We start from the raw sequence: 20287 nt of genomic DNA, 5'->3' as shown, positions 1-20287 counted from the left end.
AACACCCCCCGGATCATCAACGACAGGGGCAGACAGTCATGCCGGACCCAGCGACCACAACCCCGCCCACGCGGGATCACCAAGAAGGTAACGGGCGTGCTCGCTCAGTCGTCCTCGTCGCGGTCCTGCGAGACCTCGCCCGAGGCGGTGTCCACCCGGTACTCGACGTCGCCCCGGTCCGGCAGATCGAGGCTGACGGACCAGAAGGCCCGCCCGTCGTCCTCGTCGAGCTCGGCGTCACCGAGCACGCCACCCGCCTCGGCGACGGCGCGCTCGATCGCCTCCGCAAGAGTGATCTCGGCTTCCTGGAGGGCCCGCCGGTCCTCGCCGTCGAGGTCGTCCTGCTCCGTCCGGCGCACCTCGTCACCGCCAGGGCTGACCTGCACCTCGACACTGCGACCGTCGACGGCGACGTCAACCTCCCACGTGCCGTCCTCGTCCGGGTCGTCGATCGCGTAGGCCTGGCCACCGGCCTCGTCCTCGGCGGTGGCGATCGCGTCCAGAGCGACGTCGGTGCTCTCGCCCCCACCCCCTGCGCTGTCGCCGGTGGGCGAGGACTCGTCGGCTCCGCCGGTGCCTGCGTCCGTGCCCTGGTCCTCGCCGTCGTCCGTCGGGCTCTCGTCCGCCGGTTCCTCGGTGGTGGCCTGCTCGGACGTGGCCTCCTCCGGCGGGTCCCCGCCACCCGACTCCCCGCCGCATGCGGCGAGGATCAGGGCTACGGCGGCGGCCAGGGACGGGACCGTCGTGCGGCGTCTCGGCGTGCGCATGGATCCAGCATGGTGCCAATTCATGAGTCCCGCATGAGGAGGAAATGAGCCTCCGCTCATCCACAAGTCGCGGTTTGCGGTCTTCGGCCGCGGCGGTCAGGTCCCGCGCCGTCCTTGGATACGGTGAACCCTATGGGGGGAACTCGTGCCATCGCAGCCGTGCTCACCACCGTCACTGCGGCGCTCGGTGCGGTCCTGACGGCGGCCCCGGCGGCCGCGGACACCGAGGACGACGTCATCCGGGACCTGACGATCGACATCCAGATCGACGCCGACGGCACGCTGCACGTCACGGAGACGTACGAATGGGACTTCGGCAGCCGCGAAGGTCTCGGTCTGCGACGGTCCCTCGCCCAGCGGTTCGCCTGGCCGGACGACCCCGATCTCATGCGGGTCTACGAGTACGACGACGTCGACGTCACCAGCCCCTCTGGTGCCCCGGCGGACGTGTGGGTCGCCGGCGACGACGCCTACCTCGACCTGGACATCGGCGCACCGGACGGCTCGAGCGAGACCCGCAGCGGGGTCCAGACCTACGAGCTGAGCTACACCGTGGACGGCGCGCTCAACGCGATCCGCGGCGAGGACGGCGTGCCGGACCAGGACGAGTTGTTCTGGAACGTCACCGGCGACCAGTGGGAGAACACCATCGAGACGGTGACCACGAGGGTGCGCGGACCGGTCGACATCACCGACCAGGAGTGCTGGGAGGGTGCCTCGGGCTCGGACCAGGAGTGCGCGCAGAGCACGAGTGAGGGGAACCGGGCGACCTTCTTCACCCACGAGGACCTGGACCCGGGCGAACAGCAGACCATCGCCGTCGCCTTCCCCGCCGGGACCTTCGACGACATCGAGCCGATCCTTGTGCCCGCCCAGGGCGACGTGGCCGGCGAGACCCTGACCCAGCAACGGATCGCCACCGTCACCGACCCGGTGGCCGACGTCCTCACCCGGTTCTGGCCCGTCCCGGCCCTCGCGCTTCTCGCCCTGTACGTCCTCGGTCTCCGGCGCCGGATCCGCGAGGGGCGGGACTTCCACTTCGTCGGGCTGACGCCGGGCACGTTCCCGCCGGCACACGAGGAGGACTCCCATCCGGTGGCCCAGCTCGAGCGCGAGCCTGTCGAGACCGTCCGGTTCATCCCTCCCGACGGGGTCCGCCCGGCAGAGGCCGCTGCGATCGACAGTCTCTCGGTCCCGAACAGTGCTGTCGCCGCCACGATGGTCGACCTCGCGGTCCGGGGCTTCCTCCGGATCCGCGAGGCCGACGCCGACCGGCGGGGCAGGCCCAAGGACTGGGAGCTGGCCCTTGCGTCGAACGCGTTCGAGCGACGCGGGGAGATGACCCCGGACGAGCGGTACCTTCTCGGCGCGCTGTTCCGCGACGGACCCACGGTGCGGTTGAGCGCGCTCAAGAAGGAGCAGAGCTTTGCCAAGAGTACGGGCGAGGTCCGCAAGGAGGTCGCGCGGGCCGTCGACCGGCGACGGCTGTTCGTCCGCCCCATCGAGCCCACGGACCGGACCAAGGCGGGGATGACCCGCAGGGGCTGGACGTTGCTCGTCCAGGTGATCCTGGCGACCCTCGTCGCCTTCGCCACGTTCGGCGGCACCGCCGGGAACCTCCTGCCGCCCTCGGCGCAGACGATCCTGCTGTCGATCCTCGGAGCGTTGGTGGTCTGGCTGTTCCTGCGGGCCGTCACGTACCGGACCTCCTACCGACGGACCGCTGCCGGACGCGCTCTGTACGACCAGATCCGTGGTTTCAGGTTGTATCTGACCACGGCCGAGGCGGAGCAGATCCGGTTCGAGGAGGGTATCGACGTCTTCTCGCGATACCTGCCCTACGCGATCGTCTTCGGCGTGGCGGAACGCTGGGCCGAGATCTTCGAACAGCTGCAGGCCCAGGGCCGGGCGCACGTCGACACCACGTGGTACGTCGGCTCGACGCCGGGGGCGATGCCGAACATCAGCTCGATCGGAAGCTCGATGTCCTCGTTCAGCTCGGCGGTCTCGCCGACCACCGGCTCCAGCGGCGGTTCCGGCTTCGGCGGGGGCGGCGGTGCCGGCGGTGGAGGTGGCGGAGGCGGCGGGGGCGGTCGCTGAGCGCAGAGCCCGCCGGCCGCGTTAGACGCGTTAGAATGGCGCGTACAGGCGTCGACCCGGCCATCACCGGTGAGCCTCCGGAAGAACGGGACCGGCCGTCCAGCGCCCGGCCCTCAGTAGAACCGGACGGGAAGGGCCCGTCACAGCCCGTAACGAGCGGCTGTATCCCCGATCGACCCGGCGGATGCGGCAAGCGAGGTGGTACCGAGGTTGCGCCACTCACTCGCCCGGATCGGGGCGGGCCGGGCGGCGTCGTCTCCCTCGCGTGATGGACCCGTCACGACCGAGGAGAGCCCTTGACCGGCGAGCCGCACGCCACCTCCGCGCGTTACCCCCTGCACCGGCCCGGCACCGAGGTGCCGGCGTCCCCGCGCCTGCCCGAGATCGAGCAGGACGTCCTCGCGTACTGGGACCAGGACGGGACGTTCGCGGCTTCCGTCGAGAACCGGCCGGCGGGAGCTGACGGCGAGCACGAGTTCGTCTTCTACGACGGCCCCCCGTTCGCCAACGGGCTCCCGCACTACGGCCACCTGCTCACCGGCTACGTCAAGGACGTGGTCCCCCGGTTCCAGACCATGCGCGGCAAGCGGGTCGAGCGCCGTTTCGGGTGGGACACCCACGGCCTGCCGGCCGAGCTCGAGGCGATGAGCCAGCTCGGCATCAAGACCAAGGACGAGATCCTCGAGCTTGGCATCGAGACCTTCAACGCGGCCTGCCGTGCCTCGGTCCTGAAGTACACCGACGAGTGGCGTGACTACGTCACCCGCCAGGCCCGCTGGGTCGACTTCGACCACGACTACAAGACCATGAACCCCGAGTTCATGGAGTCGGTGCTCTGGGCCTTCAAATCCCTCTACGACAAGGGCCTCATCTACGAGGACTTCCGCGTCCTGCCGTACTGCTGGAACGACCAGACGCCGCTGTCCAACCACGAGTTGCGGATGGACGACGACGTCTATCAGATGCGTCAGGACCCGGCCGTCACCGTCGGCTTCCGCCTCGCGGCCACCGACGAGGACGACCCGCTCGGTGGCGCACTCGCCCTCATCTGGACCACGACGCCGTGGACGCTGCCGTCCAACCTCCTCGTCATCGTCGGTGAGGACATCGACTACGTCGTCGTCGAGGCCCCGCACCCCGGTGAGCCCAACCGTACCGAGCGGTACGTCCTGGCCGAGGCGCGCCTGGACGCCTACGCGCGTGAGCTCGCCGGCGGCGACGCCGAGGCGCTGCGCGAGCGGATCGTCGCCCGGTACACCGGCGCCGATCTCGTCGGCTTGTCGTACACGCCGCCGTTCAGCTACTACGCCGGCCACCCCGGCGCGCACCGCGTGGTCGCGGACGATTATGTGACGACGACGGACGGTACCGGGCTGGTGCACAGCGCCGGCGCCTTCGGTGAGGACGACAAGGCCACCACCGACCGCGAGGGCATCGAGTCCGTCATGCCGGTCGGCCCGGACGGCTGCTTCACCCAGCCCGTCGACGACTACGCCGGGATGCAGGTCTTCGACGCCAACCCGCACATCATCGACCACCTGAAGAACGCCACACGGGAAGGCGTGGAGGTCGCTCCGCTCCCCGATGATGCTTCACCGAACCAGGCTCGCTCCGCTCGCGGTTCGGTGAGCCCCGGCACGGTGCTCCTACGGCGCGAGACCTACGACCACTCCTACCCGCACTGCTGGCGGTGCCGGCAGCCGTTGATCTACCGCGGCGTGAGCTCGTGGTTCGTCCAGGTCACGGCCTTCAAGGACCGGATGGTCGAGCTCAACCAGCAGATCACCTGGGTCCCGGAGCACATCAGGGACGGTCAGTTCGGCAAGTGGCTGGAAGGCGCGCGCGACTGGTCCATCACGCGGAACCGCTTCTGGGGCAGTCCGGTCCCGGTGTGGCGCTCGGACGACCCCGAGTACCCCCGGATCGACGTCTACGGGTCCCTGGACGAGCTCGAGCGGGACTTCGGCGAGCTTCCGCGCGGCGCCGACGGTGAGGTGGACCTGCACCGGCCGTTCATCGACCGGCTCACCCGCCCCAACCCGGACGATCCGCGCCCGGAGGGGGAGCGCTCGACCATGCGGCGCGTGGAGGACGTGCTGGATGTGTGGTTCGACTCGGGCTCGATGTCCTACGCGCAGAACCACGTCCCGTTCGAGAACGCCGAGTGGTTCGAGGGCCATTTCCCGGCGGACTTCATCGTCGAGTACATCGGGCAGACGCGCGGGTGGTTCTACACCCTGCACATCCTCGCCACCGCGCTGTTCGACCGGCCCGCGTTCTCGGCCTGCGTCTCGCACGGCATCGTGCTCGGCTCCGACGGGCAGAAGATGTCCAAGTCGCTGCGCAACTACCCGGACGTGCGCGAGGTCTTCGACCGTGACGGTGCCGATGCCATGCGCTGGTTCCTCATGGCCAGTCCCATCCTGCGCGGCGGCAACCTCGTCGTCACCGAGCAGGGCATCCGCGACGCCGTGCGCCAGATCCTGCTGCCGCTGTGGAACACCTGGTACTTCTTCCAGCTCTACGCGGGCACCGTGGACGACGGCCGTGGCTACCGGCACACCCCGCTGGACCTCGCCGACGCGCAGCGGCTGCGTGACCTGCACGTCATGGACCGGTATCTCCTCGCGCACACCAAGCAGCTCGCGGACACCGTCGCGGGCCAGCTCGAGTGTTACGACATCGCCGGCGCCTGCGAGTCGATCCGCAGTTACCTCGACCTGCTCACCAACTGGTACGTGCGTACCTCACGCGACCGGTTCTGGGACGAGGACCGCGGCGCGTTCGACACGCTCGGCACCGTCCTGGAGATCCTCTGCCGGGTCATGGCCCCGCTCGCCCCGCTCGTCACCGAGGAGGTCTGGCGTGGCCTGACCGGGGGCCGCAGCGTGCACCTGACCGACTGGCCCGAGCTGCCGGACACGGTCGCCGACCCGGAACTGGTCTCGGCGATGGACACCGCTCGCGACGTCGTCTCGGTCACCCACGGCCTGCGCAAGGCGGCGAAGGTGCGCGTCCGCCAGCCGCTGCGGTCGCTGACCGTGGTGCTGCCCGAGCCGGACGCTGTCGCGCCGTTCACCGGGCTGGTCTCCGACGAGGTCAACGTCAAGCAGGTCGACCTGCGTGGCTTGGACGACGGCGCCGCCGCTGACTACGGCATCGTCACCAAGCTGACGGTCAACGCCCGCGCCGCCGGCCCGCGGCTCGGCAAGCACGTCCAGCGCGTCATCCGCGCCGCCCGCGAAGGCCGGTGGGAAGAGACCGACGGCGGTGTCACCGTCGACGGCATCGCCCTCGAACCCGGCGAGTACGAGCTCGCCACGGAGGTCGACCCGACGGTCGTCGGCGGTGACTCGCGGGCCGCGCTGCTCGCCGGCGGCGGGTTCGTGGTTCTCGACCTCGCCGTCGACGACGAACTCGCCGCCGAGGGGTACGCACGCGACCTGGTCCGCCAGGTCCAGGACACCCGGAAGGAGGTCGGGTTGTACGTGGCCGACCGCATCCGTCTCGACCTGACAGTCCCCGCGGACAAGGTGGCCGCCGTGGAGGCCCACCGCGACCTCATCGCCCGCGAGACGCTCGCCGTCGACCTCGCCGTCGCCCCCGGCGGCAACGGGGCGGCCGAGGTCTCGGTGACCAAGGTCGGTGCCCGGTGACCGGCGGGCCCGCGGACCGGGGCGGCGAGGAGACCGCCATCGAGCAGCAGGTCCGTCGCATCTACTCGGAGGTGCTGCAGCGCGCACCCGAGCACGACGTCCAGCCCAGCCTCGACCGGGTGCGCGACGTCCTCGAGCTCCTCGGCGACCCGCACCGCTCCTACCAGGTCATCCACCTCACCGGCACCAACGGGAAGACCTCCACGGCCCGCATGATCGAACGGCTGCTGCGTGAGTCGAACCTGCGGACCGGGCGCTTCACCTCCCCGCACCTGCACACCGTGCGGGAGCGCATCGCCATCGACGGCGAGCCGATCTCCCCCGAGAAGTTCGTCGAGACCTGGGAGGACGTCGCCCCGTACATCGCCATGGTGGACGAGCGCAGCCAGGCCGCCGGCGGGCCGCCGCTGAGCTTCTTCGAGGTCTACACCGTCATGGCCTACGCCGCCTTCGCCGACGCCCCCGTGGACGTCGCCGTCGTCGAGGTCGGTATGGGGGGCCGCTGGGACGCGACCAACGTCGCCGACGCCGGCGTCGAGATCATCACCCGCGTCGAGCGCGACCACGAACGCTGGCTCGGCTACGAGCTGACCGACATCGCCTCGGAGAAGGTCGGCATCATCACCGACGGCTCCACCGTCATTGCCGACACCCAGCACGAGGAGGTCGAGGGCGTCATCCTCTCGGCGGCCGCGCAGCACGGTGCCCGCCTGGTGCGGGTCGGCGAGGACATGAGTGTCGTCGACCGGCAGATCGCCGTGGGCGGGCAGATGCTCAGCCTGCGCACGCCTGCGGCCCTGTACACCGAGGTCTTCCTGCCGCTGCACGGTGCCTACCAGGCCGGCAACGCGTTGTTGGCGCTCGCCGCCGTCGAGGCGTTCTTCGGCGGTCGGGCCATCGACGGCGACGTCGTCGAGCAGGGGTTCGCCGGGGTCGACTCGCCGGCACGGCTCGAGCTGGTGCGTCGCAGTCCCGCGATCCTCCTCGACGCGGCGCACAATCCCGCCGGGATCGTGGCGCTGCGCGAGGCGGTGGAGGAGGCGTTCGACTTCTCCCGCCTCGTCGGCGTCGTCGGCGTCATGGCGGACAAGGACGCCGAGGGGATCCTCGCCGAGCTGGAGCCGATGCTCGACGAGGTCGTCGTCACCCGGGCCCACAACGAGCGGTCCATGCCGGTGGAGGACCTGGCCGAGGTGGCGCGGGACGTCTTCGACCCGGACCAGGTGCATCTCGCCGAGCGGCTCGACGACGCGATCGACCGCGCCGTCACCCTCGCCGAGGCCGGAACCGACGACGCGGCCGCCGTATCGTCGACCACCGGGGTACTCGTCGTCGGTTCCGTCTTGCTCGCCGCCGACGTTCGCACCCTGTTGGGGCGCAAGTCGTAGCAGACTTGAGGCGACGGCCGGACCCGGCCGGCCCGACTACCGAAGGAGCACGTCGGTGAAGAAGCTCATCAACGATCCAGGCGACGTCGTCACCGAGTCGGTCCGGGGCTTCGGCCTCGCCCACCCCGAGACGGTTCGTGTCAACGAGGACCCGCTGTTCGTCTGCCGTGCCGGCGGAGCCGTGGCCGGCAAGGTCGGACTCGTCTCCGGCGGCGGCAGCGGCCACGAACCCCTGCATGCCGGCTACGTGGGTCAGGGCATGCTCGACGCGGCCGTGCCCGGCGCCATGTTCACCTCCCCAACCCCGGAACCGGTCCTCGAGGCGACCAAAGCCGCCGACGGCGGGGCCGGTGTGCTGCACATCGTCAAGAACTACACCGGCGACGTGCTCAACTTCGAGACCGCGGCCGAGCTGGCCGAGGCCGAGGACATCACCGTGCGTTCCGTCGTCGTCGCCGACGACGTGGCCGTCGAGGACTCGCTCTACACCGCGGGCCGCCGGGGCGTGGGCGGCACCGTGCTGGTGGAGAAGATCGCGGGTGCGGCGGCCGAACGGGGCGAGGACCTCGAATCCGTGGCCACCATCGCCGAGCAGGTCATCGAGAACGTCCGGTCGATGGGTGCGGCGTTGAGCTCCTGCACCGTGCCGCACGCCGGGCAGCCCACGTTCGACCTGGGCGAGAACGAGATCGAGATCGGCATCGGGATCCACGGGGAGCCCGGTCGGGAACGGATTCCGGCCGCACCCGCCGACGAGATCACCGACCGTCTGCTGAACCCGGTGCTCGAGGACCTCTCGCTCTCCTCGGGGGAGAAGGTGCTGTTGTTCGTCAACGGCATGGGTGGCACCCCGCTGTCCGAGCTGTACATCGTCTACGGTCACGCTCACGACGTGCTCGCCGCCCGCGGCGTCGAGGTGTCCCGGTCGCTGGTGGGCAACTACATCACCTCGCTGGAGATGCAGGGCGCCTCGATCACCGTGCTGCGACTGGACGAGACGCTCACCGAACTGTGGGACGCTCCAGTAGGCACGGTCGCGCTCCGCCGCGGGCTCTGACGGCCCCGGGAACCTCGGGAACCACAAGGAGAAGGACGCATGGCAACGGACACCCTCGGTCACGCCTGGGCACTGGACTGGATGGAGCGGGCCCGCGCCGCCGTCTCGGCCGAACGCATCGCGTTGATCGACCTCGACCGGGCGATCGGCGACGGCGATCACGGCGAGAACATGGACCGCGGATTCACGGCCGTGACCGCCAAACTCGCCACCCAGGCGCCCGGGTCGCCGGGGGAGGTGCTCAAGACCGCCGCCACGACGCTGATGTCCACCGTGGGCGGAGCGGCGGGTCCGTTGTACGGGACCGCGTTCCTGCGTGCGTCCAAGGCGGCCGGTGACGCCGTGGACGGCGACGGGGTGGTGGCGCTGCTGGACGCCGCGGTCGAGGGCATCCAGGCTCGCGGCAAGGCCGAGCCGGGCGAGAAGACGATGGTCGACGCCTGGGTTCCGGCCGCGCGCGCCGCCCGGGAGGCCGCCGCCGACGGTCCCGTGGCCGCCTTGCGTGCCGCTGCCGAGGCTGCGGCCACCGGCGCAGCGGAGACCGAACCCATGGTGGCGACCAAGGGCCGGGCGAGCTACCTCGGGCAGCGCTCCGCCGGGCACCGCGATCCGGGCGCTCAGTCCACCGCACTGCTGCTGCAGGCGGCCGCCGAGGCTGCCGAGGCGCAGTGATGGCCGCCGTCCGCACTGGCCTGGTCGTCGTCTCCCACTCCGCCAAGCTGGCCGAGGGGGTCGTCGAGGTGGCCGGGCAGATGGCGCCGGAGGTGCCACTCCGGCCCGCCGGCGGGACCGACGACGGCGGGATCGGGACGAGCTTCGAGCTCGTCGACGCCGCCGTGACCGATCTGCTCGCGGTGGACGGGATCGACAGCGTCGTGGTCGTCACCGATCTCGGCTCGGCGACCATGACCGCCGAGAGTGTCCTCGAGATGCTCGAGGGGGCGGTCGCCGACGCCGTGACGCTCGCCGACGGCCCGCTCGTCGAGGGGGCCGTGGCCGCGGCCGTCAGCGCCCAGGGCGGCGCCGACCGGGCGGCCGTCGCGCATGCCGTGACCGAGGCGGGCGCTACGTTCGGTGCCGGTCGCACCACGGCGTCGCCCGAGCCCGCGACGGGCGCGGACGAGGTCGCCCAGGACGCGGACGCGCTCGCCCAGGATTTCGTCCTCGTCAACGAGGTCGGGTTGCACGGGCGGCCCGCCGCCACCCTCGCACGGCTGGTCACCGGGTTCGACGCCACCGTCACCGTCAACGGCGTCGACGGCGCCAGCGTGCTCGCGCTCATGGCGCTCGGCCTGGGCAAGGGCGAGACCATCCACGTCACGGCCTCGGGACCGCAGGCCGCCGAGGCCATGGACGCCGTCGCCGACAGCGTGGCCGACGGCTTCGGGGAGGGCGTCGCGACGAACTGAGAGCGGGTGCCGAACTGAGAGCGGGCCGCCCAGCAGGCTCGCGTCCCGTTAACCTGGTCCGGTGCAGGCGGAGACCCCGGGCCGTACGGCCGACGAGCGCGCGGACCCACCGCCGCGCCAACCGGGCTCGGCGCGGCGGATGTTCACCGCCTCGGTGCTGATCTCCGAGGCCCTCGTCGTCCTGTTCGCCACCCTCGTCGCCCACGGGCTGCGTGCTGCCGACCCGGCCCTGGTGTGGGGCGTGGGCGGGGCGCTCATGCTGGTGTGTGTGGTCGCGACCGGCCTGCTCGGCCGCCGTGGCGGCTACGTCGTCGGGTCCGTCGTGCAGGTGCTCGTCATCGCGTCCGGCATCGCGGTGCCCGCCATGTTCGTGGTCGGCGGCCTTTTCGCCCTGCTGTGGGTGGTCTCGCTCCGCGTCGGTGCCCGGATCGACGCCGAACGCCAGGAGCGCTACCGCGCCGAGCTGCGCCACTACGCCGAGCGCAACCGCGGGACGGACAGCGGCACCGGCGCGCGCCGGTAACCTAGGCGCACGTGACCACCACTGAGCCTGAGCGCACCCTCGTCCTCATCAAGCCCGACGGCGTCGCCCGCCAGCTCACCGGCGAGATCCTGCGCCGGATCGAGGCCAAGGGCTACACGATCACCGCCCTGGAGCAGCGCACGGTCGGCGCCGACCTGCTCACCGAGCACTACGCCGAGCACGAGGGCAAGCCGTTCTTCGAGCCGCTGCTGGAGTTCATGACCTCGGGTCCGCTCGTCGCCGCCATCGTCGAGGGGAACGGCGTCATCGAGGGCTTCCGGTCCCTCGCCGGAGCCACCAACCCGACCTCCGCCGCGCCCGGAACCATCCGTGGCGACCTCGGCCGAGACTGGGGCACCACCGTCCAGCAGAACCTCGTGCACGGCTCCGACAGCCCGGAGTCGGCGGCGCGCGAGATCGGGATCTGGTTCCCGCAACGCTGACCGCGCCGCCTGGCCGGCAAGGGGTGAGATCCGCGGAGCGGCGCCGAGAACGTCTTAGGCTGACCGGGTGCACCTGAAGACGCTCACGATGCGGGGGTTCAAGTCCTTCGCGTCCGCGACGACGCTGCACCTCGAGCCGGGCATCACCTGTGTGGTCGGGCCGAACGGCTCAGGCAAGTCCAACGTCGTCGACGCCCTGTCCTGGGTCATGGGCGAGCAGGGCGCGAAGTCGCTGCGCGGCGGCAACATGGCCGACGTCATCTTCGCCGGCACCTCCACCCGCGCGCCGCTGGGCCGGGCCGAGGTGTCCCTGACGATCGACAACACCGACGGGGTCTTGCCGATCGAGTACTCCGAGGTCACCATCTCGCGAACCCTGTTCCGCTCCGGCGGCTCGGAGTACGCCATCAACGGCAACTCGTGCCGGTTGCTGGACATCCAGGAGCTGCTCTCGGACACCGGCATGGGCCGGGAGATGCACGTCATCGTCGGGCAGGGACGGCTCGACTCGGTGCTGCAGGCCACCCCGGAGGACCGTCGCGGCTTCATCGAGGAGGCCGCCGGCGTGCTCAAGCACCGCCGGCGCAAGGAGAAGGCGCTGCGCAAGCTCGAGGCGATGTCCGCCAACGTCGCCCGGGTCACCGACCTCGCCACCGAGATCCGCCGTCAGCTCGGCCCTCTCGCGCGGCAGGCCGACGTCGCCCGGCGCGCCCAGGTGGTGCAGGCCGACCTGCGTGACGCCCGCGCCCGCCTGCTCGCAGACGATCTCGTCCAGCTCACCGCCCAGCTCGCCCAGGAGGAGGCCGACGAGTCCGCGCTGCGAGAGCGCCGGGAGGCGGCCGAGACCGAGCAGGAGCGGGCACGGGCCGAGCTGACCAGGCTCGAGCAGGAGGCCGCCGCTGCGGCGCCCCGGCTCAGCCGCACCACCGACACCTGGTACAAACTCTCCGGACTGCGCGAACGCATGCGCTCCCTGGAGAACGTCGCCGCCGAACGCGTCCGCCTGCTCGGCTCCGCTACGCCCGAGGAACCTGCGAACGGCGGCTCCGAACCCGAGGAGCTCGAGGCCCAGGCCGCCGCCGTACGGGAGCAGGAACAGGCCCTCGGCGAGGAGATCGACGCCGCCCGGACCGCACTCGAGGACGCCGTCACGGCCCGCCGCGAGGCCGAGGAGGCGGAACAGGAGGCGGAGCGCGCGCTGGCCGCGGTGCACCGGGGCGTGGCCGACCGGCGCGAGGGTCTTGCTCGCCTCACCGGCCAGGTCGGGGCCCGGCGCTCACGCCTCGAGGCGGCCGAGGCCGAGCTCGGGCGCCTGCGCGAGAACCTCGCCGCCGCCGAGGAGCGTGCCCGGGCCGCCCGCACCGAGTTCACCAAGCTCGAGCAGCAGGTCGCCGGCGTCGAGGAGGGCGAGGAAGGCCTCGACGAGGCCCACGAGGAGGCCGCCCGGGAGCTCGAGGAGGCCGAGCGCGTCGTGGCCGAGCTCGTCGAGACCGAACGCGTCGCCGACAGCGACCGCGCGACCTGGAGCGCGCGGCGGGACACCCTGGAGATGTCGCTGCGGCGCAAAGACGGGACCGGCACGTTGCTGGAGTCCGGGGCAGCCGGTGTCCTCGGACCCGTCGCCGACCACCTCACGGTCTCCTCCGGCTGGGAGAACGCCGTCGCCGCCGCCCTCGGTGCCGTCGCGGACGCCGCCCTCGTCGAATCCGTCGACGTCGCCGTCGACGCCGTGCGCAGCGCCCGGGACGAGGACACCGGCCAGGTGCGTGTGCTGGTGGCCGGCGGCGAGATCGCCGCGCCGGCCGGATCCGAGCCGCCCGCCGGGCGGTGGGCGCTCGACGTCGTCGAGGCGGCCGACCGCCTCGGTGCGGCCCTGACCAGGCTGCTGTCCGACGTCGTGGTCGTGGACGGTCTGGCCGAGGCGCGCGCCGCCGTCGCCGCCGACGCGTCCCTGACCGCGGTCACCCGCGAGGGGGATCTGCTCTCCGCTGTCACCGCCCACGGCGGTGCCACCGGGGCTCCGAGCGTCCTCGAGCTGCACGCCGCCCACGAGGAGGCGCTCAGCGAGATCGACGCCGCCACGGCCCGGGCCGAGCAGGCGAGGTTCGCTCTCGGTCCCGCGCGTGAACGCGTGGAGGCGGCGAGTGCCCGCGCGAAGGAGACTCTCGAGGCGCTGCACGCCTCGGACGCGCGCTACGCCGCCGTCGCGGAGGAACTCAGCCGGCACGGTGCCGCCCTGCGCGGGGCCGAGTCCGAGGCCGAGCGCATCCGACCGGCGATCGAACGGGCCGAGGCGGAGATCGCCGAGCACACCGCCGAGCTCGAGGCCCTCGCCGAACGGCTCGAGATCGCCCAGCGCGAGCCCGCCGAGACCGAGGACGACCTCACCGGAGCGACCGAGACCCGCGACAGCGCGGCCACCGTGGCCAGGGAGGCACGCTCCCGCGAGACCGAGTCCCGTCTCTCCCTGCGCACCCTTGAAGAGCGCGCCTCCGCCCTGGCCGGCCGCGCCGCGTCACTGGCCGCGGCCGCCCAGGAGGAGCGCGACGCCCGCCGCCGGGCCGCCGATGCCGCCGCCCGCCGTGCCGCACAGGCACAGGTGGCCACCGACGTGCGCGACGGCGCCGCGCGGGCCGCGGCAGCACTCGAGGTGTCCGTCGCCGCGGCCGCCGACGCACGCGAACGGGCCGAGAGCGAACGCGCCGAACGCGAGCAGGCCCTGACCGAGGTGCGCACCCGCCTGGACGAGATCGGGGCGGAGGTCTCCAAGCTCACCGACGCCGCGCACAAGGACGAGCTGGCACGCGCCGAGCAACGCCTGCGGGTCACCCAGCTGGAGGAGAGGGCCGTCGACGAACTGGGGATCGAACCGGGCGTCCTGGTGGACGAGTACGGCCCGGACCAGCTCGTACCCCAGACGGCGCCGGAGGGCGAGGACCAGCCGGAGCCGCGGCCCTACGTGCGGGAGGAGCAGCAGCAGCGCCTCAAGCGTGCCGAGAAGGACCTCGCCCGGCTCGGCAAGGTCAACCCGCTCGCCCTGGAGGAGCACGCCGCCCTGGCGGAACGGCACAAGTTCCTCACCGATCAGCTCGCCGACCTGGAGAAGTCGCGCAAGGACCTGCTCGAGATCGTCCGGGAGATCGACGAGCGGGTCGAGCGGGTCTTCGCGGACGCCTTCGCGGACACCGCCCGGGAGTTCGCCGGCGTTTTCTCCCGGCTCTTCCCCGGGGGTGAGGGCAAGTTGGTGCTCACCGAGCCGGAGGACATGCTCACCACCGGCATCGAGATCGAGGCCCGGCCGGCCGGCAAGAAGGTCAAACGCCTCTCGCTGCTCTCCGGGGGCGAGCGGTCGTTGACCGCGGTCGCCTTGCTCGTGGCGATCTTCAAGGCCCGCCCCAGCCCGTTCTACGTCCTCGACGAGGTCGAGGCCGCTCTCGACGACGTCAACCTCGGCCGGCTCATCGACATCTTCGCCGAGCTGCGCGACTCCTCGCAGCTCATCGTCATCACCCACCAGAAGCGCACCATGGAGGTCGCCGACGCCCTCTACGGCGTCACCATGCGCGGTGACGGCGTGACCGCGGTGATCTCGCAGCGACTGGAGCGCGAGAGGGAAGCGGTGTAGGCGACGCGGGTCCGCCCGACCGCCGTGACCGACGTCACGGCGTCGACGCCACGCCGACACGCCGCAGAAGCCGCGTGTTCACGCGGCTGAGGTGATACTGGACGTATGACGATCGCGGGCATCCTCCTCACCATCCTCGTGGTGCTCATCGCGCTCGGAGTGCTCGCCGTACTGCTCGGACCTCAGAAGCCCGAGCAGGGCTATCTCGCCTGGCTCCGCGAGTCCTACCACGCGTGGCGGTCGGACGAGCTCGGCCGGGACAAGGTCGCCGCGCCGGTCTCGCAGGAGGCCCGCGTAGACGAGCTCTTCTCCCTCGGCACACCGGACGACCGGCCCGCCTACGCCCGGCCGGAGGAGTTCGTCGCCCGTTGGGACGAGGTGCGCGACCGCGCCCGGCACATCACCAAACGCTGACGCCCTGTCGCCGGCGGGTCGCGACGCCGGCTCGCTTTTCGTCCCACCGGGTGCGTAGGTCAGACTTGGGTCCGTGACCGATCAGACCCTCATCCTCCTCGTCGTCCTGGCCGTCGTTGTCCTCGGGGTCGTCCTCGGCGGCATCGGGCTGCTCCGCCGTCGTGGCGGCGGAGCCCCGACGGTTCCGCCGGAGACCGCCGAGACCCTCGACCCGGACGCCGAGGCCACCGCGGCACCGCCGACGGCGGCGACCGACGAGCCGGCTACCGAGGTCCCGGCGCCGACCCCGACGCTTGAGCGGCCCGAACCCGTCGCCGGCCGCCTGCAGCGCCTGCGGGCCAGGCTCGCGCGCTCGGGCACCGTCGGCCAGGCGCTCCTGTCGATCCTCTCCCGGGGGGACCTCACCGAGAGCGACTGGGAGGAGATCGAGGAGACCCTCTTGCTCGCGGACGTGGGCATCGGCCCGACCACCGAGCTCATGGACACCCTCCGTACGCGCACCAAGGTCCTCGGTACCACCGACCCCGAGGTCGTGCGCGGCGTGCTGCGCGAGGAGCTGCTCGCACTGGTCGGTCCGGACATGGACCGCCGCCTGGCCGCCACGCCCGTGGTGGGCGACGACGGCGAGCCGCACCCGGCGACCGTGCTCGTCGTCGGCGTCAACGGCAACGGCAAGACGACGACGGTCGCCAAGCTGGCCCGCGTCCTCGTCGCCGAGGGCAAATCGGTCGTCCTCGGTGCCGCCGACACCTTCCGCGCCGCCGCCGCCGACCAGCTCGAGACCTGGGGTTCCCGGGTCGGTGTCGACGTCGTCCGGTCCGACCGGGAGGGCGCCGACCCGGCGGCCGTCGCCTTCGACGCCGTGAAGCAGGGCCGGGAGGCCGGTGCCGACTCCGTCATCGTCGACACCGCCGGGCGGTTGCAGAACAAGCAGGACCTCATGGACGAGCTCGGCAAGATCAAGCGCGTCATGTCTCGCCAGGCCCCGGTCGGCGAGGTCCTGCTCGTCCTCGACGCCACCACCGGTCAGAACGGGATGCGGCAGGCGCAGGTCTTCGCCGACGTCGTCGACATCAGCGGCATCGTGCTGACCAAGCTCGACGGGACCGCCAAGGGCGGGATCGTCGTCACGGTTCAGCGGGAGCTCGGCGTCCCGGTGAAGTTCGTGGGTCTGGGCGAGGGGGCGGACGACCTCGCCCCGTTCGTCCCTGAGGAGTTCGTCGACGCCCTGCTCTCCTGAGATCACCCCATCCCGCCACACCCCGGTCCGCCCCGCGGCCGGCCACGGCAGTATCGGACGTCTCGCGAAGCGAGATGCCGTCCGCGTGGCAACACAATCGTGACGACCCGTGAGGACTTGTCACACGACTGAAACACGACCGTCCAGGGATCGAAACGACGACGCAGGACTGTGGTTCCCGGCCAGCCGCGCGCGCTGGCAAGGGAGGAACCATGGAGCTGGATACCGGAGTGACCGCGTGGATGCTGGTCTCAGCATCCCTCGTGCTCCTCATGACCCCCGGGCTGGCGCTCTTCTACGGCGGCATGTCCCGGTCCAAGTCGGTGTTGAACATGATGATGATGTCGTTCGGCGCGATCGGCGTCGTCGCCGTCATCTACGTGCTCTGGGGCTGGTCGATGTCCTACGGCGAATCCCTCGGCGGGATCGTCGGCAACCCGTTCGACCAGTTCGGCCTCGGCGGCAGCTTCGAGGCCGAGGCCGGGCTCACCGACACCACCTACATGCCCACGATCGTCGACGTCGGCTTCCAGGCTACGTTCGCGATCATCACCGTCGCCCTCATCTCCGGCGCGATCGCCGACCGCGTGAAGTTCGGCACCTGGATGGTGTTCGCCGGTATCTGGGCGACCCTGTCCTACTTCCCGATGTCGCACATGGTCTGGGGCGGGGGACTTTTGAGCGACGAGGGCCCGTTCGCCTCCATCGCCGCGCCCATCGACTTCGCCGGCGGCACGGTCGTGCACATCAACGCCGGTGCCGCCGCGCTGGTGCTCGCGCTCATCGTCGGCAGGCGCCGGGGCTTCGGCACGGTGCCCATGAAGCCGCACAGCCTGCCGTTGACGATGCTCGGTGCCGCTCTGCTGTGGTTCGGCTGGTTCGGCTTCAACGCGGGATCCGCCTACGGCGCGGACGAGGCAGCCGGCCTGGCGTGGGTCAACACCACGACGGCCACCGCGGCCGCCATGCTGGGCTGGCTGGTCACGGAGAAGATCCGCGACGGCGCCGCCACCTCGCTCGGTGCGGCGTCGGGTGTCGTGGCCGGTCTGGTGGCCATCACCCCGGCCGCCGGTGACGTCAGCCCCGTCGGCTCGATCGTCGTCGGTGCCGTCGCGGGTGTGCTCAGCGCGCTGGCCGTCAGCCTGAAGTACAAGTGGGGCTACGACGACTCCCTCGACGTCGTCGGCGTCCACCTCGTCGCCGGCCTGTGGGGCACCGTCTCGCTCGGCTTCCTCGCCACCGGATCCGGGCTGTTCTACGGCGGCGGCGCAGGTCAGCTCGCCGTGCAGGTCATCATCGCCGTCATCGCGGTGGCGTTCTCGGCCGTGATCACGGCAGTCGTCGCGATGATCCTCAAGGCTGCGATGGGCTGGCGGGTGAGCGAGGATGTCGAGGTCAGCGGAATCGACCAGACCGTCCACGGCGAGTCCGCATACGAAGGCATCGGCGCCGGCCGGTTCACCGAGGAGGTAAGGGCATGAAGCTCGTGACCGCGATCGTCCAGCCGCACCGGCTCGACGACGTCAAGAAGGCTCTCGAGTCCGCCGGCGTGCACGGCATGACCGTCTCGGAGGCCAACGGCTACGGCCGTCAGCACGGCCACACCGAGGTCTACCGCGGTGCCGAGTACACGATCGAGCTCGTGCCGAAGGTGCGGGTCGAGATCGTCGTCGGTGACCAGGACGCGGATGCCGTGGTGGACGCCGTCGTCGGCGCCGCCCACTCCGGGCGAATCGGCGACGGGAAGGTCTGGACGGTCCCCGTCGAGGACATCGTCCGGGTGCGCACCGGGGAGCGCGGCTCCGACGCCCTGTGACGTCCACGACACGACCGAGCCCGGGCCCGGTGCACCTGCCCCTGCTGGCGGAGCTGCACCGGGCCCGGCTCGTGGAACCGCCGCCCCGACCGGGGGAGTCCGGCGCCGCCTACCGTCGCCGGCTCGCTGAGCTGACCGACGCGGCACTGCGCGAGCTGTGGGACCACGCCGCCGCGACCACCGGGGACGATCTCGGCTCCGGGGTCGCCCTGGCCGCCGTCGGCAGCCTGGGACGGCGCGACGGCGGCCCCATGGCCGACCTCGACCTGCTCGTCATCCATGACGGGCTTGCGGACGACCGACTGGCCGCGCTCGCCGAGGCGCTGTGGTACCCGGTGTGGGACGCCCGCCTACGGCTCGACCACGCGGTGCGCACGCTTCAGGAGTGCCGGCACGTCGCCTCCCGCGACCTGCCTGCCGCCGTCGGGCTGCTGCACCTGCGCACCGTCGCCGGAGACCCCGAGATCGGCGAGGCCGCCTCGTCCGCCGTCCTGGCGGACTGGCGCTCCGGATCCCGGCGGCGCCTGCAGGATCTCCTCGACTCGCTGCGCGAACGCGCCGACCGGTTCGGCGAGGTGCCGTACCTCATCGAGCCCGACCTCAAGGAGGCCCGTGGCGGACTGCGGGACGCCGTCGTCGTCGAGGCGCTGACCGCGTCGTGGCTGACAGACCGGCCGCACCGCGGCGGCGAGTTCGACCACGCCTACGCCCACCTGCTCGACGTGCGCGACGCGCTCGCGGTGACCACCCGACGGGCCACCAACACCCTCCGGCTGGCGGACCAGGACGACGTCGCCGTCCGCCTGGGATTCATCAGCGGCGGCGAGGTGGTCGACACCACCCCGAGGGGAATGGCCGTGACCGACGCGGCCGACGACCTGCTCGCCTCGGTCGCCGGCGCGTCACGCGTCGTCGCCCATGCGCTGGACACCACCGTGCGACGGGCCAGCCAGGTGAGGAACTCGCGCCGGAAGAGCCCTCCACGCCCCCGCATCGTCCGCGGCCGCACCCGCCCACCGCGCCTGCCCGAGGTGGCCCCGGGTCTGCTCGAGCACGAGGGCGAGATCGTCCTCGCCGGCGACCTCGACCCGGCCGAGGACGCCCTGCTGACGCTACGGGCGGCGGCCGCGGCGTGCCGCACCGGGCTCCCGCTCTCACCCGGCATGCTCGACTCGCTCGCCCGATCAGCGCCGCTGCCGGAACCGTGGCCCCCGACCGCACTCGATCTGCTCTGCGAGATCCTCGCCTCCGGGCCTGCCCAGGTCCCGGTCTGGGAGGCGCTCGACCTGGCCGGCGTCGTGACCACCTGGCTGCCCGAGTGGGCGGGTGTGCGCAACCGGCCGCAGCGCAATCCGCTGCACCGCTTCACCGTCGACCGGCACCTGATCGAGACGGTGGCCGGCATCCCCGCCACCGGTCCGGTTGACCCGGGTGAGGCGTCCGACCGCCGGCTCCTACTCGGGGCGTTCCTGCACGACATCGGCAAGCTCCCCGGCCGCGGGGAGCACGCCGAGGCCGGCGCCGAGATCGCCGGCCCGCTGCTCGAGCGGCTGGGCCTGGACCCGGTCGGCCGGGACGTCGTCGTCCTCCTCGTCCGCGAGCACCTGCTGCTGCCGGTGTTCGCCATCAGCCGGGACCCGGCCGACCCGGAGGTCGTCGAGGAGGTGGCGGCCGCCGTCGACGGCGACGTCACGCTCCTGCGCATGCTGCGCCGATTGACCGAGGCGGACTCGCGGGCCACCGGGCCGCAGGTGTGGACCGCCTGGCGCGCCGGGCTCGTCGACGCCCTCACCCGCAGGGTGGCGACGGCGCTGGCCGGGCCCGCGTTACCCTGAGGAGTCAGTCCCAC

At 71.9% G+C, this 20287-nt stretch carries 15 protein-coding genes; 14 read left to right on the top strand and 1 reads right to left on the bottom strand.

Annotated features, from left to right (window positions below):
* Nucleotides 1-104: 104 nt before the first annotated feature.
* Complete coding sequence (locus tag ACFSE6_RS16350; protein WP_388009651.1) at nt 105-767, bottom strand: PepSY domain-containing protein; 663 nt, start codon at nt 765-767, stop codon at nt 105-107.
* Between the two features lie 132 nt (nt 768-899).
* Here ACFSE6_RS16350 and ACFSE6_RS16345 point away from each other — a divergent pair, with 132 nt between their 5' ends.
* The 14 genes from ACFSE6_RS16345 (at nt 900) to ACFSE6_RS16280 (ending at nt 20273) form a co-directional block, all read left to right on the top strand.
* On the top strand, nt 900-2867 hold the full coding sequence (locus ACFSE6_RS16345) for a DUF2207 domain-containing protein (protein ID WP_388009648.1): 1968 nt from the start codon (nt 900-902) through the stop codon (nt 2865-2867).
* 296 nt (nt 2868-3163) lie between these two features.
* Nucleotides 3164-6523, top strand: coding sequence for an isoleucine--tRNA ligase (gene ileS / locus ACFSE6_RS16340; RefSeq protein ID WP_388009646.1), 3360 nt, complete (start codon nt 3164-3166; stop codon nt 6521-6523).
* Nucleotides 6520-7911, top strand: a complete 1392-nt coding sequence (locus tag ACFSE6_RS16335) for a bifunctional folylpolyglutamate synthase/dihydrofolate synthase (RefSeq protein ID WP_388009644.1) — start codon at nt 6520-6522, stop codon at nt 7909-7911. The genes ileS and ACFSE6_RS16335 overlap by 4 nt, the downstream gene beginning before the upstream one ends.
* A 55-nt stretch (nt 7912-7966) precedes the next feature.
* The gene (dhaK, locus tag ACFSE6_RS16330) at nt 7967-8968 is read left to right on the top strand and encodes a dihydroxyacetone kinase subunit DhaK (RefSeq protein WP_388009641.1); all 1002 of its coding nucleotides are present in this window, start codon (nt 7967-7969) and stop codon (nt 8966-8968) included.
* 39 nt (nt 8969-9007) lie between these two features.
* On the top strand, nt 9008-9640 hold the full coding sequence (gene dhaL / locus ACFSE6_RS16325) for a dihydroxyacetone kinase subunit DhaL (protein ID WP_388009638.1): 633 nt from the start codon (nt 9008-9010) through the stop codon (nt 9638-9640).
* Nucleotides 9640-10377 carry a dihydroxyacetone kinase phosphoryl donor subunit DhaM gene (gene dhaM / locus ACFSE6_RS16320; protein WP_388009635.1) on the top strand — a complete coding sequence of 246 codons (738 nt, stop codon included), beginning with the start codon at nt 9640-9642 and terminating at the stop codon, nt 10375-10377. The genes dhaL and dhaM overlap by 1 nt, the downstream gene beginning before the upstream one ends.
* Before the next feature lie 61 nt (nt 10378-10438).
* Complete coding sequence (locus ACFSE6_RS16315) at nt 10439-10900, top strand: DUF4233 domain-containing protein (RefSeq protein WP_388009632.1); 462 nt, start codon at nt 10439-10441, stop codon at nt 10898-10900.
* A gap of 11 nt (nt 10901-10911) precedes the next feature.
* A complete protein-coding gene (gene ndk / locus ACFSE6_RS16310; protein ID WP_388009629.1) occupies nt 10912-11343 on the top strand; it encodes a nucleoside-diphosphate kinase in 432 nt (143 codons plus the stop codon).
* Between the two features lie 67 nt (nt 11344-11410).
* Complete coding sequence (gene smc, locus ACFSE6_RS16305; RefSeq protein ID WP_388009626.1) at nt 11411-14968, top strand: chromosome segregation protein SMC; 3558 nt, start codon at nt 11411-11413, stop codon at nt 14966-14968.
* 105 nt (nt 14969-15073) lie between these two features.
* Nucleotides 15074-15382, top strand: a complete 309-nt coding sequence (locus ACFSE6_RS16300) for a hypothetical protein (RefSeq protein WP_388009623.1) — start codon at nt 15074-15076, stop codon at nt 15380-15382.
* Between the two features lie 73 nt (nt 15383-15455).
* Nucleotides 15456-16622: a signal recognition particle-docking protein FtsY gene (ftsY, locus tag ACFSE6_RS16295; protein ID WP_388009620.1), complete on the top strand. Its 1167-nt coding sequence runs from the start codon at nt 15456-15458 to the stop codon at nt 16620-16622.
* Between the two features lie 212 nt (nt 16623-16834).
* Nucleotides 16835-18103, top strand: coding sequence for an ammonium transporter (locus ACFSE6_RS16290; RefSeq protein ID WP_388009617.1), 1269 nt, complete (start codon nt 16835-16837; stop codon nt 18101-18103).
* Nucleotides 18100-18438 carry a P-II family nitrogen regulator gene (locus tag ACFSE6_RS16285; protein ID WP_388009614.1) on the top strand — a complete coding sequence of 113 codons (339 nt, stop codon included), beginning with the start codon at nt 18100-18102 and terminating at the stop codon, nt 18436-18438. Before ACFSE6_RS16290 ends, ACFSE6_RS16285 begins: the two co-directional genes overlap by 4 nt.
* 29 nt (nt 18439-18467) lie before the next feature.
* Nucleotides 18468-20273: a [protein-PII] uridylyltransferase family protein gene (locus tag ACFSE6_RS16280; RefSeq protein WP_388009611.1), complete on the top strand. Its 1806-nt coding sequence runs from the start codon at nt 18468-18470 to the stop codon at nt 20271-20273.
* Nucleotides 20274-20287 lie beyond the last annotated feature (14 nt).

This window comes from Georgenia deserti, assembly GCF_042680605.1.
Taxonomy (GTDB): Bacteria; Actinomycetota; Actinomycetes; order Actinomycetales; family Actinomycetaceae; genus Allobogoriella; species Allobogoriella deserti.
Note: the sequence above shows the minus strand (reverse complement) of the source record. Positions and strands in the feature narration are given on the sequence as shown.